Origin of the sequence: Streptomyces adelaidensis (assembly GCF_016598475.1) — a bacterium.
In the GTDB taxonomy this organism is placed as follows: domain Bacteria; phylum Actinomycetota; class Actinomycetes; order Streptomycetales; family Streptomycetaceae; genus Streptomyces; species Streptomyces adelaidensis.
The window spans coordinates 17,314-32,409 of sequence record NZ_JAEMUX010000089.1 but is presented as its reverse complement, the minus strand read 5'-3'; the positions used below and the strand labels follow the sequence as shown (position 1 = coordinate 32,409).

Sequence of the window (15,096 nt, the reverse complement as noted above, 5' to 3'; positions counted from 1 at the left end):
CTCGCGGCTCGCGGCTCGCGGCTCGCGGCTCGCGGCGACGGTGTGAATATCGCATTTCAAGCCGGTTGGCAATCTTTCGCGTGGTTCGTGATGGTCGGACAAGCACGGACGAGCACCTGAACTCGTGCACGGTGTACACCGTAACGAACCACTTCACAGACGCGGCGACCGGCGGACGGTCAGGACGGCGACGTCGTCGTGCCGGCCACCGCCCCCGGCGAACGCGCGGGCGTCGTCGTACAGGGCCTGGGGCAGCTCGGTGGGGGAGAGGTCGAGGTGCTTGGCCAGGCGCTCGTCGACCGGGTAGAACGTGCCGTCGGCGGCGCGGGTCTCGGTGAGGCCGTCGGTGCTCAGGAGCAGGGTCGCACCGTCGGGGAAGGCGAACCAGCCCACGGTGGTCGGTTCGAGGGCGAGTTCGGCGAGGCCGAGCGGGACGCCGGAGTCCAGTTCGGCCACGGTGACAGTGCCCTCGTGCATCACATACGGCAGGACGTGGCCACAGTTGACGGCCTGCACCTCGTCGGTACCGGTGTCGACGCCGATGACGAGGGCGGTGACGAAGCGCTCGTCGTCGCCGGTGTGTTCGGCGTAGGAGTTGTGGCGTACGACGGCGGCGTCCAGCGCGTCGGCGAGCGCGGTGAGGGTCGGCTCGCGGTACGCCGCCTCGCGGAAGGCCCCGATGACGGCGAACGCGGCGCCCACGGCGGTCAGCCCCTTGCCCTGTACGTCTCCGATCAGGACCCGGGTCCCCCACGGGGAGGCGACGACGTCGTAGATGTCGCCGCCGACGAGCCGGTCCTCGTGGAGGGGCTCGTAGACGCCGTTGACCAGGACGTCGTCGGTGAGCAGGGGGAGGGGGTGGAGGATGTGCCGCTGCATGGCCACCGCGGTGGACCGCAGCCGCAGCATCTCGTGCTCGCGCCTGATCCGCCGCTGGCAGCCGTAGACCGAGGTCACCCCCAGGGCGAGGGTGATCAGGACCAGGAGCAGACGGTCCAGCCACTGGCCCCCGTCGACGTCGCGCAGTACCACGGTGGCGGTGACGACGAGCGTGGTCCACGCGGCGACGAACCCCGTCTGCCGGACGGTGCACAGTGCGGACGCCGCTCCCGGCAGGAACACCAGCAGCCCGAGAAGCCACACCTCGGACCCGGACAGCGCCCCGAGGAACTCCACCAGAGCGGTCACCGCCAGTACGCCGAGGACCAATGCGGCATGCCCCGGCGGCTCGATTGCCTCGAACGCCTCGACAGGTCTCTTCCGGCGGCTACCGGCCATGCGTACTCCCGGGCAGGTGGTGATCTCCTCGTACGTTAATCCGCCTCTGGCCAGGGGCGAGAGGCGCCCCGCCGATCCGGCCCTCCAGGCGGGACGGCACTGCGCACCCCGCCATCCGATACGGCGTACCGTACGCAGACCCGGATGCCTCGCCATTCCCCCGCGCTGGACCGCGCCACCCCCGGGCGCATCGCCGAGACCGCCCTCGCCCTGGTCGACGAGAGCGGGCCCGAGGTGCTGACCTTCCGGGCCTTGGCCGCGCGGCTCCGGATCTCGACGGCGTCCCTGCAACCCCGGTGCACGGACCTGGCAGGTCTGCTGGACCTGTGCCTCGACCACCTGGCCGCCCGGCTGCCCGGGCCCGAGCCGGGTGCGGACCGGGCGACTGCCACCGAGGTCCGGTTCACGGCCCTGTACCGGCTGCTCGTCGCCCACCCGGGGCTGCTCGCCCTGCGTGGGACGCGGCCCTGGCTCGGTCCGAACCTGCTGGCCCGGCTGGTCGAGGCGCAGCTCGCCGACAGCCTCACGGCCGGGGTGAGCCCGGACGGGGCGATCGCCGCGTACCGGCGGATGTATCTGCTCACCCTCGGCAGCGCGAGCTTCGTCGACCGCCGCCACCCGAAGTCCGCCCGGGCGGCGACCCGTACGACGCCGGCCGCGCTCGGCACGGAGGCCTTCCCGGTGCCGACCGGCCGGCTGGCCGCGATCGTGCCGGCCGTGACCGACCACGAGATCTACCACGGCGCCCTGCGCCGGCTCATCCACGCGGCCGACCCGGCCACCCCGGCCGCCTCGCCCGCTTCCGCCGTCGAAGAACAGCAAGGACACCGGCCATGAGCACCTCGACTCCCACGGCACACGTGTTCAGCAGCGACAACGCCGCCGGCACCTCCCCGGAGACCATCGAGGCCGTGGCCCGCGCGGCCTCGGCCGGGCCGTCACCGGCACGCCGCCTGACGGAGGGCGCGCCCACGCCGGGAGAGGCGCTCAGAAGGCCGTCCCCGTCCCGCCGGGCCGGGGGTCGACGTGGATCTTGGGGCCGGGCCCGGCGCCGGCCGGGCGTTCACCGGCGAGCACGGGGCCCACCTCGTCGAGGCTCAGGGTGGCGGCGACGAGCGGCCGGGGGTCGACCGTTCCGGCGGCGTACGCGCGGATGGTGGCGTCGAGGCCGGGGGAGGCGGACAGGACACCGACCGCCGTGACGTCCTTGAGGACGAGCGTGCGGGTGTCGATCCTGCTGGGCTCGCCGGCCAGCCCGATGTACACGACACGGCCGCCCGGCTCCACCAACTGCAGGGCCGTGTCCGGCAGTTGGACGGCGTTCGTGGCGTCCACGACGGCGTCGAAGGGCAGGTCCGGGACGGAGTCCTCCGTACAGACGTGCGCGAAGCCCAGGCCGCGGGCGAAGGCGAGGGAGCCGTCGGTCCGGCCCATCAGGTGAACCTCCGCACCCGCGGCCCGGAGGAACAGCGCGACCAGCAGTCCGATCGTCCCCGGGCCCAGGACGAGGGCCCGGTCCCCGGGCTTCGGCTCAGCGGCCCGCGCGGCGCGCAGGGCGTTGCCGCCGGGCTCGACCAGCGCACCGAGTACGGCGTCGACGGAGTCGGGCAGCGCGTGCAACGAGGAGGCCGGTACGGCGAGTCGCTCGGCCAGCGCACCGGCCTGGCCCCCGCGTATACCGACCTCCCGGCGTGTTTCACACACGTGCTGGCCGCCCCGGAGACAGCGGCGGCAGCGCCCGCAGCCGAGCATCGTGTCGCCCATGACGCGACGGCCGAGCCACGCGGCGTCGACGCCCGCACCGACCGAGGCCACCCGTCCGGCCCACTCGTGGCCGAGCCGCATCGGATAGGCGGAGTGCCCCTGATGCAGATACGCCATCGCGCCGGTGAAGAACTCCACGTCGGTGCCGCACACACCGACCCGCTCCACGTCGACGACGACCTCGCCGGGTCCGGCCACCGGCGCCGGCAGCTCCTGGACCTCGTACGCGCCGGGGGCGGTCAGGACGAACGCGCGCATGAGCCGACCGCTCACCGGGGCCCGAGCACGTGCTGACGCTGGGTGCCGAGCTGCTTGATGCCCAGCTCCATCACGTCGCCCGGCTGGAGATACACGGGCGGCTTGAGGCCCATGCCGACGCCGGGCGGGGTGCCCGTGTTGATCAGGTCGCCGGGCTCCAGGACGAGGAACTGGCTGAGGTAGTGGACGATGAAGTAAGGGTCGAAGATCATCGTCTTGGTGCTGCCGGTCTGCCGGCGGACACCGTTGACGTCCAGCCACATGTCCAGCGCGAGGACGTCGTCGATCTCGTCCGCGGTGGCGAGCCACGGCCCCGCGGGGTTGAAGGTCTCGGCGGACTTGCCCTTGGCCCACTGCCCGCCCCGCTCCAGCTGGAAGGCGCGCTCGCTGACGTCGTTGACGACGACATACCCGGCAATCGCGTCCCGCGCCTCAGCCACCGACTCCAGATAGCTCGTACGCCTGCCGATCACGATGCCGAGCTCCACCTCCCAGTCGGTCTTCGCGGAGCCACGCGGGATGCGTACGTCGTCGTTCGGGCCGATCAGCGTGTTGGGCGACTTGGTGAACAGGATCGGCTCATCGGGAACGGGCATCCCGCTCTCGGCCGCGTGGTCGCGGTAGTTCAGCCCGATGCACAGGATCTGGTGCGGGCGCGCGATGGGCGCGCCGACGCGCTCCCCGGCGAACCGGGACACCCGGCCCGCCGCCACCCGCTCGGCCACGACCGGACGGACCCGGTCGACACCGCCCGACCGGAAGAACGCCTCGTCGAAGTCGGTGACGACGTCGGAGAGATCGACGTAGGTCCCGTCGTCGACACGGGCTACGGGCTTCTCGGCGCCGGGGGCACCGATGCGCATGAGGTACACGGGGTCTTTCTCCAGGATCTGTCGAGTGGGAAACGCAACGTGGGGCGGGGGCTTCAGCGAGGCGGCTCGCGGAGGGAACCTGGGGGACCCAGGAGGGCGCGGATCTCGTCGAGGGCGTCGACCAGTGCGGCCAGGGGCGTCCGGTAGGCCAGCGCGCTGAGACTCACGGCTCCGGAGGGGACGGTCGGCGAGGTGAGATGGACGGGCAGGGCCAGGCAGTTGACCCCGGTCTCGTTCTCCTGGTCGTCGACGCCGTAGCCCCGTTCACGGGTGAACTCCAGCTCACGGTGCAGGTCGGCGGCCGTGCACCGTGTCCGTGGCGTACGGCGTTCCAGGGGCGCGTCGCCGACCCACGCCTCGACCTCCTCCAGGGTGCTCAACCGCCCGGTGAGCAGCAGCTTTCCCACGGCGGTGGTGTGGGCGGGGTTGCGTCCGCCGATCGTCGAGGTCAGCCGGACGGCGCCGGTGGGCGGGTCGACCTTGGCGCGGTAGACGACCTCGTGGCCGTCGAGCACCGCGTAGTGCGCGGTCTCGCCGAACCGGTGTGCGAGCGCTTCGAGTACGGGCCGGATGCGGACATGCTCGGGCCGGGCCTCGTGATGGGCGAAGGCCATGCGCAGGAACTCGTCGCCGAGCCCGTAACGGCCACGGGCGTCCTGGTCGGCCAGCCCGGCCCGGCGCAGCGCGCCGAGCGCCCGGTGCACGGTCGGCTTGGGACTGCCCACCGCCCGGGTCAGCTCCTCGAGGCCCACCCCGTCGGGATACCGCGCCAGCTCCTTGAGGACCGCGAGTACCCGGTCCGACCCCACAAGACGGCTGCCCCCGGCGGCTGCCCGGCCGTCCTCGCCGAGGTCTGTCGATCCGTCGTACGCCTGCGTATGCTTCATCGCGTTCCAGACTGTAGACCGCCGTACCGAATGCCGGAAGGGGCTCAGGCGTGACGCTCCGCAGTGCGCAGTGGTACGAGGGACAGGACCGCAACGCCTATATCCACCGGGCGTGGATGCGGCGGGGTGTGCCGGGCGACGCCTTCACCGGCCGGCCGCAGATCGCCATCGCCAACACCGCCTCGGACCTGACTCCTTGCAACGCCCATCTGAACGAGGTCGCGGCCTCCGTCCGCAACGGCGTGTACGAGGCGGGCGGCATCCCGCTGGACCTGCCGGTGGTGTCGCTCGGCGAGACCCAGGTGCGGCCCACCGCCATGCTCTGGCGGAACATGGCGGCGATGGCCACCGAAGAGATGCTGCGGGCCAACCCCATCGACGGCGTCGTGCTGCTCGGCGGCTGCGACAAGACGATCCCGTCGCTGCTGATGGCAGCCGCCTCGGTGGACCTGCCGGCGGTGGTCGTGCCGGGCGGCCCGATGCTGACCGGGACCTTCCGGGGCACGCCGCTGGGCTGCGGCACCGATGTGTGGCGGCTGTCGGAGGAGGTCCGGGCGGGCACGCTCTCCCAGGAGCAGTTCACCCGCTCCGAGTCGGCGATGATCCGCAGCCGCGGCCACTGCAACACGATGGGCACCGCGTCCACGATGGCGCTGGTGGCCGAGGCGCTGGGCACGGTCGTCCCCGGCGTGGCCGGCACGCCCGCCCCCGACAGCCGCCTCCTTGAGGCCGCGCATCACACCGGCCGGCTGGCGGTGGACATGGTCGCCGCCGACCGACGGCCGGGCACCTTCCTGACCAAGGGGTCCTTCCACAACGCGATCGTGGCGCTGGCGGCCGTCGGCGGCTCGACCAACGCGGTCGTCCACCTCCTGGCCATCGCGGGCCGGGCCGGCGTCGACCTGTCGCTCGACGACTTCGACCGCATCGGCTCCCGGGTGCCGGTCCTCGTGGACCTCCAGCCGGCCGGCCGCTTCCTCATGGAGGACTTCCACCGCGCCGGCGGTCTGCTCGCCGTGCTGCGCGAGGTCCGCGACCTCCTCGACCCGGACGCGCTGACCGTCACCGGCAAGCCGCTGGTCGACTCGCTCGACGACGCCGGCGTCTGGGACGCCGAGGTCATCCGCACCCGCGCCGAACCGCTCGTCGCCGAGGGAGGCATCGCCGTCCTGCGCGGCAACCTCGCCCCCGACGGCGCGCTCATCAAACCGGCCGCCGCCTCCCCGCACCTCCTCAGCCATCGCGGCCGGGCCGTCGTCTTCGACTCCGTCGAGGACTTCCACGCCCGCGTCGACGACCCGGACCTGGACGTCGACGCCGACTCCGTCCTCGTCCTGCGCGGCTGCGGCCCCAAGGGCTACCCGGGCATGCCCGAGGTCGCCAACATGCCACTGCCGAAGAAACTCCTCGAACAGGGCGTCCGCGACATGGTCCGCGTCTGCGACGGCCGGATGAGCGGCACGGCGTACGGCACGGTCGTCCTGCACGTGGCGCCCGAGGCGGCGGCCGGCGGCCCCCTCGCCCTCGTGCGGACCGGCGACGTCATCACCCTCGATGTCGAGGCCCGCCGCATCGACGTCGACGTCCCCGCCGACGAACTCGCCCGCCGACAGCCGAACCAGGCCACCCGCGACGGCTTCGCCGACCCCCGGCGAGGCTGGGAACGCCTCTACGTCGACCACGTCCTCCAGGCCGACACCGGCGCCGACCTCGACTTCCTCATCGGCTCCAGCGGCTCCGAGGTGAGCCGCGAGTCGCACTGACCACGCCGCCGGGCTTCCCCCACGGACTCCCTCGTAAGAGGCGGCTCCGCGCCAACACGTCATTGCGCAGGGTTCCGTCACTGAGCGGCGGGACGTCCCGGGGCGGTGATCATGGCCGCCTCCCCGGCCGTGCGGAGCCGGAGGACGGTCCAGAGGCGCGGACCCGGTGGGGTCACCCGCTCCGGCGCAGCACACGGGACAGGCCCAGGGCCGCCGTCCGTACCGCCGGGGCCAGTTGGGCGGGGCTGAACCGGGACCGGGGTACGGCCACCGACAGGGCGGCGACCGTGGTGCCCCCGGCGAAGACGGGCGCCGCGATACAGCTCACGCCGAGCGCGGCCTCCTGCTCCTCGTAGGCGAGGCCGGAGACCTGGATCTTCTCCAGCGCCATCCGCAGCCGCGCCGGATCGGTGATCGAGTACGGCGTGAGGCTCGGCAGCGGCCGCGACAGGACCTCCTCGGTCAGCTCGGCGCCGGAGAAGGCGAGCAGGGCCTTGCCCACACCGGTGCAGTTCAGCGGGAGGCTGCCGCCGATGCGGGAGGGCAGCCGCAGGGCCTCGTGGCCGTGGATGCGTTCGAGGTAGACCACGTCCAGGCCCTCGCGCACGCCGAGGTGGACGGTCTCCCGCGTGGCCTCGAACAGGTCCTGGAGAAACGGCAGGGCCGTCTCCCGCAGATCCAGCCGGTGCGGCACCAGCGAGCCCAGCTCGAAGAGCTTCGCACCGAGCCGGTACAGGTGCCCCGCGCGCTCCAGCCAGCCCAGCCGGACCAGGTCCGCCGCCAGCCGGTGCACGGTCGGCTTGGGCAGGCCCGCGCGCTCCGAAAGTTCCGACAGGCGGTACGGTCCGCCGCTCGGGATGAAGCATTCGAGGATGAGAGCGGACTTCTCCAGCATGTTGCCGCCCGCGTTGTTCCGTGTCACGGAACAAACATTGGCTGAAGCGGGGCCTGATGTCTATACCGGTATACGACGGCGGACCGCCGAAGGACCGCCAAGGACCACCGAAGATCGCCGACGGACATCCCGAGGCCCCCGTACACCCGTAGACCCCATACCTCCCGCTTCCCCTTCGCCCCTCTGGAGGCACCCTGTGTCGACTGTGCTCGACGGCATCCGTCCGGACGCCGCTCCACCGGCCGTGATCAAGGCCGCCGACCTGCTGGCGGACGCAGCCCGCACCGGGGCCGCCTGCCCGCCCGTGCGGGACCTGTTCGACGACGGCGGCGACCTGGAGACCGCGTACGCCGTGCAGCAGCTGAACGTCCGGCGCGGACAGGACGCCGGACGCCGGATCGTCGGCCGCAAGATCGGCCTGACCTCCGTGGCCGTACAGCGCCAACTCGGCGTGGACCGGCCCGACTTCGGCGCGCTCTTCGCCGACATGGCGGTCCCCGACGGCGGTGAGGTGCCCGCCGGGCGGCTGTTGCAGCCGAAGGTGGAGGCCGAGGTCGCGCTCGTCCTCGGGCGCGACCTGCCGCACCGCGAGTGCACGGTCGTCGACGTGCTGCGCGCCGTCGACTTCGCGCTGCCCGCGCTGGAGATCGTCGACAGCCGGATACGGGAATGGGACATCTCCCTGGTCGACACGGTCGCCGACAACGCCTCCAGCGGCCTGTACGTCCTGGGCGGCACCCCCGTACCGCTGACCCGGGTCGGCCTCCGCTCGGTGACGATGGCCATGACCCGCAACGGCGGGATCGCTTCCGAGGGCTCCGGCGCCGACTGTCTCGGCAGCCCGCTCAACGCGGCGGTCTGGCTGGCTTCCGCCCTCGCGGAGCGCGGGGACCCGCTGCGGGCCGGCGATCTCGTGCTGACCGGCGCCCTGGGCCCGATGGCCCCGGCCTCCCCCGGCGACATCTTCGAGGCGCACATCTCGGAACTGGGTTCCGTGCGGGTCGCCTTCGGCACGGAAGGAGACCAGCGGTGAGCACCAAGGTCGCCATCATCGGCTCCGGCAACATCGGCACCGACCTCATGATCAAGGTCCTGCGCCTGTCGGAGACCCTGGAGATCGCCGCGCTGGCCGGCATCGACCCGGCCTCCGACGGCCTGGCCCGCGCCCGCCGGCTCAAGGTCGCCACCACCCACGAGGGCGTCGAGGGACTCGTCGCACTGGACGAGTTCGCCGACATCGAGATCGTCTTCGACGCCACCTCGGCCGGCGCCCACCACCACCACGAGGAGGTACTGCGCCCCCTCGGCCGCACCCTGGTCGACCTCACCCCCGCCGCCCTCGGCCCGTACGTCGTCCCGCCGGTCAACGGCGACGACCACCTCGGTGCCCCGAACGTCAACATGGTCACCTGCGGCGGCCAGGCCACCATCCCGATCGTGGCCGCGGTGAACGCCGTGACGCCCGTCCACTACGGCGAGATCGTCGCCTCCATCGCCTCCCGCTCCGCGGGACCCGGCACCCGGGCGAACATCGACGAGTTCACCGAGACCACCTCCTCGGCCATCGAGCGGGTCGGCGGCGCCGCCCGCGGCAAGGCGATCATCGTCCTCAATCCGGCCGAACCCCCGCTGATCATGCGGGACACCGTGCACTGCCTGGTCTCCGACTGCGCCACCGAGGCCCTGACGGCCTCCGTCGAGGAGATGGTCGGCCGCGTCCAGGCCTACGTGCCCGGCTACCGCCTCAAGCAGAAGGTCCAGTTCGAACGCGTACCGGCCGACGACCCGCTGCGCACCCTCGCCCCCGGCGCGGGCGAGGCACTGAAGGTGTCGGTGTTCCTCGAAGTCGAGGGCGCCGCCCACTACCTCCCGGCCTACGCCGGGAATCTCGACATCATGACCTCGGCCGCGCTGCGCACCGCCGAACGCATGGCCGCCTTCCCCCACTCCCGGCTTCGCTCGAGCGGGGAGACCCCCGTGGCCACGGAGGTGGCATCCCGATGACCCGTCTGTATGTGCAGGACGTGACCCTGCGGGACGGCATGCACGCCGTCCGGCACCGCTACACCGTCGACCAGGCCCGCGCCGTCGCCACCGCGCTGGACACCGCGGGCGTGAGCGCGATCGAGATCGCCCACGGCGACGGGCTCGCGGGCTCCAGCATCAACTACGGCGTCGGCGCCCACACCGACTGGGAGTGGATCGAGGCCGTCGTGGACGCCACGCGGCAGGCGGTGCCCACCACCCTGCTGCTGCCCGGCATCGGCACCCTCCACGACCTCAGGCAGGCGCACACCCTCGGCATCCGCAGCGTCCGCGTCGCGACCCACTGCACCGAGGCCGACATCTCCGCCCAGCACATCGCCGCCGCCCGCGAACTGGGTATGGACGTCGCCGGGTTCCTGATGATGTCCCACCTGGCCGAACCGGCCGAACTCGCCCGCCAGGCCAAGCTGATGGAGTCGTACGGCGCCCACTGCGTCTACGTCACCGACTCCGGCGGCCGGCTGACCATGGACGGCGTACGCGACCGCTTCCGCGCCTACCGCGACGTCCTCGACCCGGCCACCGAGCTGGGCATCCACGCCCACCACAACCTGGCTCTCGGCGTCGCGAACAGTGTCGTCGCCGTCGAGAGCGGAGCCGTCCGCGTCGACGCCTCGCTCGCCGGACAGGGCGCGGGAGCGGGCAACTGCCCCCTGGAGGCGTTCATCGCGGTCGCCGACCTGATGGGCTTCAAGCACGCCTGCGACCTCTTCCCCCTCATGGACGCGGCCGACGACCTCGTACGACCGCTCCAGGACCGCGAGGTACGCGTGGACCGCGAGACCCTCAGCCTCGGCTACGCGGGCGTGTACTCCAGCTTCCTCCGCCACGCCGAGGCCGCCGCCACCCGCTACGGCCTCGACACCCGCACCATCCTCGTCGAGGTCGGCCGGCGCGGCATGGTCGGCGGGCAGGAGGACATGATCACCGACATCGCGCTGGACCTGGTCGCCCGCGCGGAGGGCGAGGGCTGAACCCGGATGCGGAGGCCGGGCGTCGACATCGGCGACGCCCGGCCACCGCATCACGTGTGCCTGGTGGGGGACGGGCACAGCCGGCGGTGCCTCAATCGGTGCCGGGCTGGACCAGCTTGAAGAGGAGACGCGCGGCGGCCCGCTGCGCGGAGTGCCGCAGACGGGTCGGGGCCGGGAGCGTCGGCCGGGGTACCGGGGCGGTGGCCAGGCGCGGGAAGAGGGCCTCGGCATTGACGCGGTTGACGGCCGCCAGCGTGGACGGATCGACACCGGTGTCGAGGCCGGTGGCGAAGTACTGGCCGGCCGCGGCGGGGGCGAAGGGCCAGTCGCTGCCGAAGAGGACGTGGCCCGGGCGGGCGAACGCGAGCAGGCTGGGCAGGGCGGCTGGGCTCGACGTCAGGGCGGTGTCGAAGTAGAAGCCCCGGAAGTCGTCCAGCGCGTCCAGGGTGCTGCGACCGGTCTCGGCGGAGATGGCGGCGGCCATGCGGTGCGAGGCGTACGGCGTGAAGCCGCCGCCGTGACTCAGGATGAACCGGATGTTCGGGTAGTCGCGCACGACGTTGTTGCGGACCAGGAGGAACGCGGCACGGGAGGTGTCGAGGAGGAAGTCCGTGGCGAAGGGCGGCATGCCGGGGACGGCCGGACCCGGGAGTTCGGCGGGGTGGACGAAGACGACGGCGGCGCGGTCGTCGAGAGCGCGCCAGAGGGGATCCTGGCCCGCGGCGCCCAGGTAGGTGCCCTGGTTGTTGGCCAGCAGGGTGACCCCGTCGGCGCCCAGTTCGTCCAGGGCGCGGGCGGCCTCGGCGGCGGACGCGGCCGGGTCGGGCATGGGCAGCGTGGCGAAGTGACCGAAGCGGCCGGGGTGGCCGGCGGCGACGGACGCGACCTGGTCGTTGAGCACCCGGGCCAGCGCCACGGCTTCGCCCGGGTCGGTGAGGAAGCCGGTGCCCGGCGTGGAGACGGACAGGATCGCCGTGGCGGTGCCCAGCAGGGCCATCAGGTCCAGGGCGCCCTCGGGGCTCCACTCCGGCAGGGCGCGGCCGCCCGCCTCGGCGATGCCGGCCTTGGCGAGACGGTCGCGGTAGAAGGACGGCACGGCGTGCTGATGGACGTCGATCCGGCCGGGGTTGTTCGTCATCACGCGACCTCCTCTGCTTTCCGGACCTCACCGTCGGCGAACAGGTCGAGGACCCGCCGACGCCACTCCACCTCGTGTCCGTACTTCCCGCGCGTGCGCGGGGCTCGCTGCCTGATCACGGAATCCGCCTCTCCTGGACAACCGGGGTCGCCTCCGGTTCTTGGTGTAGCGCCCTTGATGTAGCGATCGCTCCAATTGGAGTGAACGCTACAGCAATGCTCGCGGTGTATGCGCGGGCGTGACGGCACCCACGTGCCGCGCGGCCGCGCGGGAACACTGGGATGCTGAACGAGGAGCGCTGCCCATGATCGGACGAGCAGGGGTGGTGAGCGCCATGGCAGGGTTCGGGTTCGGGTTCGGGGAGAGCGGTTCGGGGCCGGCCGTCCCGTGTGCCGATCCCCACGGGGACCCCTTCCTGCGCACCCGGTTCGCCGTACCGGCCCGCCCCGCCACGTTCCTGCGCCGGAAGCGGCTGGCCGACCACCTCGACCAGGCCCTCCGGACGCCGCTGACCATGGTCAACGGGGCCGCCGGCGCGGGGAAGACCCTGCTGGTCGCCGACTGGGCCGAGGCGCGGGACCGGCCGGTCGCCTGGCTCACCGCCGAAGCCGGCGATCCGCGCCCCGGCATGTTCTGGGCGTACCTCCTCCAGGCCCTGCGCGCCGCCGGTGTGCCGCTGCCCGTCGAGATCGGCTGCCCGGCCGACGCGAGCCGCGTGGACCGTACGCTGCTGACAAGGCTCGCCACCGAACTGGCTGCCCGGGACCGGCCCGTGATCGTGGTGCTCGACGAGTACGACCGGGTGAGCGCCCCGGAGATCGCGGAACAGCTGGAGTTCCTGCTGCACCACGCCGCAGGGGGCATGCGCCTGATCCTGGTCACCCGCACCGAACCGCTGCTGCCGCTGCACCGCCACCGGGCGGCCGGTGACATGACGGAGATCAGGAACGCGGAGCTGGCCTTCACACCCGGGGAAGCGGCCGTACTGCTGGGGCTGCACGGGCTGCGGGTCCCGGCACCCGCCGCTGAGGCGCTCGTGGCACGCACCCGGGGCTGGGCCGCCGGACTGCGGCTGTGCGCGCTGGCCGCGCGGGAGAGCCCGGACCCGGAGACATATCTGAAGCGGTTCGAGGCCGAACGCACGGCGGTCGCCGACTTCCTGCTCGCGGAGGTCCTCAAGCGGCAGACCCCCGAGACACAAGATCTGCTCCTGCGGGTCAGTGTCCTGGAGCGGTTCTGCCCGGACCTGGCGAACGTCCTGACCGAGCGCGCCGACGCCGAGGGCATCCTGACCGGGCTGCACCGCGAGAACGCGTTCGTCGAGGACCTCGGCCACGCCTGGTACCGCCTCCATCCGCTGTTCGGGGAGATCCTCCGCGCCCATCTGCGGGTGCGTTCGCCCGGCCTGGAGCCCGTACTCCACCGGCGGGCCGCTCAGTGGCTGCGGCGCTCGGGGACACTCGCGGAGGCGCTCGGCCACGGGGCGGCCGCGGGCGACTGGGAGTTCACCGCCGGCGCCCTCGTCGACGACCTCGCCATCGGCCAGCTTTTTACCGGCCTGCGCTCCGACGACCTCGCCGAACTCTTCTCCCGCATGGGCCCCGAGACCACGACCCCCGCCACGGATCTCGTACGGGCGGCCCGCGCGCTCTCCCGCTGCGACCTCGACCGTGGCCTGACCCACCTGCGGCACGCGGAGCGGACCTTGGCGGGGGAGGAGAACCGGGCGGCGCCGGACGGGGAGGCGGATGCGGCGACGGAGGACGGGCCGGGCCCGGCGGCGACCTGGCTGAGCTGTGCGCTGCTGGAGGCGCTGGCCGCCCGGCTCACCGGGTCGCCGGGAAGGGCGGAACTGGCGGCGGGGGCGGCCGAGCGACTCCAGGAGACGGTCCCCGGCCACCTCCTCGCCAAGCACCCCGAACTCACCGCCCTCCTCCTGGCCCATCTGGGCTCGACGCGGCTGTGGGCCGGCCACTTCGAGGAGGCGCGGGCCGCCCTGTGTCTGGTGGCCGACTGCTCCGGCGGGGCCGCGACGGCGCTGCCGCGCGAGGACTCCCTCGGCCGGCTCGCCCTGATCGACTATCTGAACGGCTGGCTCGGCCGGGCGGAACGCAAGGCCATGGCGGCGCTGACCGTGGCGGAGCGGTACGGCCTGCCGCAGTCCTCCGGCTTCGGCATCGGGCGGCTGGTCCTGGCCGCGGTGGCCGTCGACCGCGACGATCTGCGGCTGGCCCAGGGGCACCTCGACGCGGCGGCGGACGCCCGCCCCAACATGCGCGACCCGGTGACGGAGGCGGGCCGCACCATCGCCACCGCCCGTATGCTGCTGGCCCGTGGCGACACCCGGGCCGCGCTCGAAGCGACGGAACCGGCCGTGGCCGCCGACGTGGCCTCCCCCTGGGCCGCGGGACACACGGCGCTGGTCGCCTCCGCCGCCCACCTCGCCGAAGGCCGGCCCGAGGCCGCCGCCGAGCTGCTGCACACGGTCCCCGGCCACCAGGCGGTGTGTGCCGTGGGGGAGGCGCGGGCCCAGCTCGTCGCGGGCCGGCCCCGCGCGGCGCTCGACCTGTTGGACCGACTGGGCCCGGAGAGCCACGCCGGCCCCGCGGTGACCGTACGCGCCCTGCTGGTGCGCGCCGAGGCCGCGGCAGCGGCGGGGGACTCCGTCGCGGTCCGCCGGTTCGTCGCGCAGGCGCTCCGCGAGGCGCGGCGCGAGCGCTTGCGCCGACCCTTCGCCGAGGCCGGGGGGTGGCTCCGGCCCCTCCTCGACACCGCGCCGCTGCGGGGCCTGGCGGCTGGCTGGCTCACTCCCGGCCCGCCGCCCGCCGGGCTCGACGAGCGGCCGCCCGTCGTGGAGGAACTGAGCGGACGTGAGCGGGATGTGCTGCGCCGGCTCGCCCAGCTGATGTCGACCGAGGAGATCGCCGCCGACCTGTGCGTCTCCGTCAACACGGTCAAGACCCACCTCAAGAGCGTCTTCCGGAAACTGTCGGTGAACCGGCGCAACGACGCGGTGCGCCGCGCACGCGAGCTGCGACTGCTGTGACGCCCGTGCCCCCACCTCCGCTCCGCCCCTGTCGTGCTCCCACCCCCGCGCCCGCCTTCGTGGCGTCGGCGCGCGTCGGCGGCGCGCGCGCCGGCCGGTTCGCCCGTGGCGGGTGAGGCGCGGGGCGGGTTCTTCGGTTGCGATGGGGGTGGCGGCCGGTCGGCTGCGGTCGCTG

Annotated in this window: 12 protein-coding genes; 6 read left to right on the top strand and 6 right to left on the bottom strand. The window is 73.3% G+C overall.

From position 1 onward, the window contains the following. Window positions 1-153: 153 nt before the first annotated feature. Window positions 154-1,278 (bottom strand): PP2C family protein-serine/threonine phosphatase, encoded by a 1,125-nt coding sequence (locus tag I8N67_RS34165; RefSeq protein WP_200308152.1) that lies wholly within the window; start codon window positions 1,276-1,278, stop codon window positions 154-156. 144 nt (window positions 1,279-1,422) lie between these two features. On the opposite strand from I8N67_RS34165, the gene I8N67_RS34160 reads away from it, so the two are divergent. Continuing rightward, window positions 1,423-2,115, top strand: a complete 693-nt coding sequence (locus I8N67_RS34160; protein ID WP_200308151.1) for a TetR/AcrR family transcriptional regulator — start codon at window positions 1,423-1,425, stop codon at window positions 2,113-2,115. Between the two features lie 150 nt (window positions 2,116-2,265). Here I8N67_RS34160 and I8N67_RS34155 read toward each other — a convergent pair whose 3' ends face one another. From I8N67_RS34155 to I8N67_RS34145, 3 genes are read right to left on the bottom strand one after another with little or no spacing between them, the layout of a single operon-like run. Then, entirely contained in the window at window positions 2,266-3,300 is a 1,035-nt protein-coding gene (locus I8N67_RS34155) for a zinc-dependent alcohol dehydrogenase (RefSeq protein ID WP_200308150.1), read from the bottom strand. Between the two features lie 11 nt (window positions 3,301-3,311). Next, the gene (locus I8N67_RS34150) at window positions 3,312-4,172 is read right to left on the bottom strand and encodes a fumarylacetoacetate hydrolase family protein (RefSeq protein ID WP_200308149.1); all 861 of its coding nucleotides are present in this window, start codon (window positions 4,170-4,172) and stop codon (window positions 3,312-3,314) included. A 53-nt stretch (window positions 4,173-4,225) separates the two neighbouring features. After that, window positions 4,226-5,059, bottom strand: a complete 834-nt coding sequence (locus I8N67_RS34145; RefSeq protein WP_200308148.1) for an IclR family transcriptional regulator — start codon at window positions 5,057-5,059, stop codon at window positions 4,226-4,228. Window positions 5,060-5,109: 50 nt separating this feature from the next. On the opposite strand from I8N67_RS34145, the gene I8N67_RS34140 reads away from it, so the two are divergent. Next, window positions 5,110-6,822: an IlvD/Edd family dehydratase gene (locus I8N67_RS34140; protein WP_200308147.1), complete on the top strand. Its 1,713-nt coding sequence runs from the start codon at window positions 5,110-5,112 to the stop codon at window positions 6,820-6,822. A 172-nt stretch (window positions 6,823-6,994) separates the two neighbouring features. Here the strand turns inward: I8N67_RS34140 and I8N67_RS34135 are convergent, their stop codons facing one another. Beyond that, window positions 6,995-7,717: an IclR family transcriptional regulator gene (locus tag I8N67_RS34135; protein ID WP_200308155.1), complete on the bottom strand. Its 723-nt coding sequence runs from the start codon at window positions 7,715-7,717 to the stop codon at window positions 6,995-6,997. A 196-nt stretch (window positions 7,718-7,913) separates the two neighbouring features. Between I8N67_RS34135 and I8N67_RS34130 the strand changes: the two genes are divergently transcribed. The 3 genes from I8N67_RS34130 to dmpG are packed head-to-tail and all read left to right on the top strand — an operon-like array spanning window position 7,914 to window position 10,737. After that, window positions 7,914-8,750, top strand: a complete 837-nt coding sequence (locus I8N67_RS34130; protein WP_200308146.1) for a 2-keto-4-pentenoate hydratase — start codon at window positions 7,914-7,916, stop codon at window positions 8,748-8,750. After that, window positions 8,747-9,721: an acetaldehyde dehydrogenase (acetylating) gene (locus I8N67_RS34125; RefSeq protein WP_307835454.1), complete on the top strand. Its 975-nt coding sequence runs from the start codon at window positions 8,747-8,749 to the stop codon at window positions 9,719-9,721. Before I8N67_RS34130 ends, I8N67_RS34125 begins: the two co-directional genes overlap by 4 nt. Next, window positions 9,718-10,737: a 4-hydroxy-2-oxovalerate aldolase gene (gene dmpG, locus I8N67_RS34120; protein WP_200308145.1), complete on the top strand. Its 1,020-nt coding sequence runs from the start codon at window positions 9,718-9,720 to the stop codon at window positions 10,735-10,737. The genes I8N67_RS34125 and dmpG overlap by 4 nt, the downstream gene beginning before the upstream one ends. A 91-nt stretch (window positions 10,738-10,828) precedes the next feature. Here dmpG and I8N67_RS34115 read toward each other — a convergent pair whose 3' ends face one another. Then, window positions 10,829-11,875 carry an amidohydrolase family protein gene (locus I8N67_RS34115; RefSeq protein ID WP_200308144.1) on the bottom strand — a complete coding sequence of 349 codons (1,047 nt, stop codon included), beginning with the start codon at window positions 11,873-11,875 and terminating at the stop codon, window positions 10,829-10,831. Between the two features lie 334 nt (window positions 11,876-12,209). On the opposite strand from I8N67_RS34115, the gene I8N67_RS34110 reads away from it, so the two are divergent. Then, entirely contained in the window at window positions 12,210-14,921 is a 2,712-nt protein-coding gene (locus tag I8N67_RS34110; RefSeq protein WP_200308154.1) for a winged helix-turn-helix domain-containing protein, read from the top strand. The last annotated feature ends 175 nt before the right edge of the window (window positions 14,922-15,096 follow it).

Excerpts from the sequence above, each read along its gene's own strand:
- I8N67_RS34165 (WP_200308152.1), bottom strand. The coding sequence starts at position 1,278 with ATGGCCGGTAGCCGCCGGAAGAGACCTGTCGAGGCGTTCGAGGCAATC.
- I8N67_RS34160 (WP_200308151.1), top strand. The coding sequence starts at position 1,423 with ATGCCTCGCCATTCCCCCGCGCTGGACCGCGCCACCCCCGGGCGCATC.
- I8N67_RS34155 (WP_200308150.1), bottom strand. The coding sequence starts at position 3,300 with ATGCGCGCGTTCGTCCTGACCGCCCCCGGCGCGTACGAGGTCCAGGAG.
- I8N67_RS34145 (WP_200308148.1), bottom strand. The coding sequence starts at position 5,059 with ATGAAGCATACGCAGGCGTACGACGGATCGACAGACCTCGGCGAGGAC.
- I8N67_RS34135 (WP_200308155.1), bottom strand. The coding sequence starts at position 7,717 with ATGCTGGAGAAGTCCGCTCTCATCCTCGAATGCTTCATCCCGAGCGGC.
- dmpG (WP_200308145.1), top strand. The coding sequence starts at position 9,718 with ATGACCCGTCTGTATGTGCAGGACGTGACCCTGCGGGACGGCATGCAC.
- I8N67_RS34115 (WP_200308144.1), bottom strand. The coding sequence starts at position 11,875 with ATGACGAACAACCCCGGCCGGATCGACGTCCATCAGCACGCCGTGCCG.
- I8N67_RS34110 (WP_200308154.1), top strand. The coding sequence starts at position 12,210 with ATGGCAGGGTTCGGGTTCGGGTTCGGGGAGAGCGGTTCGGGGCCGGCC.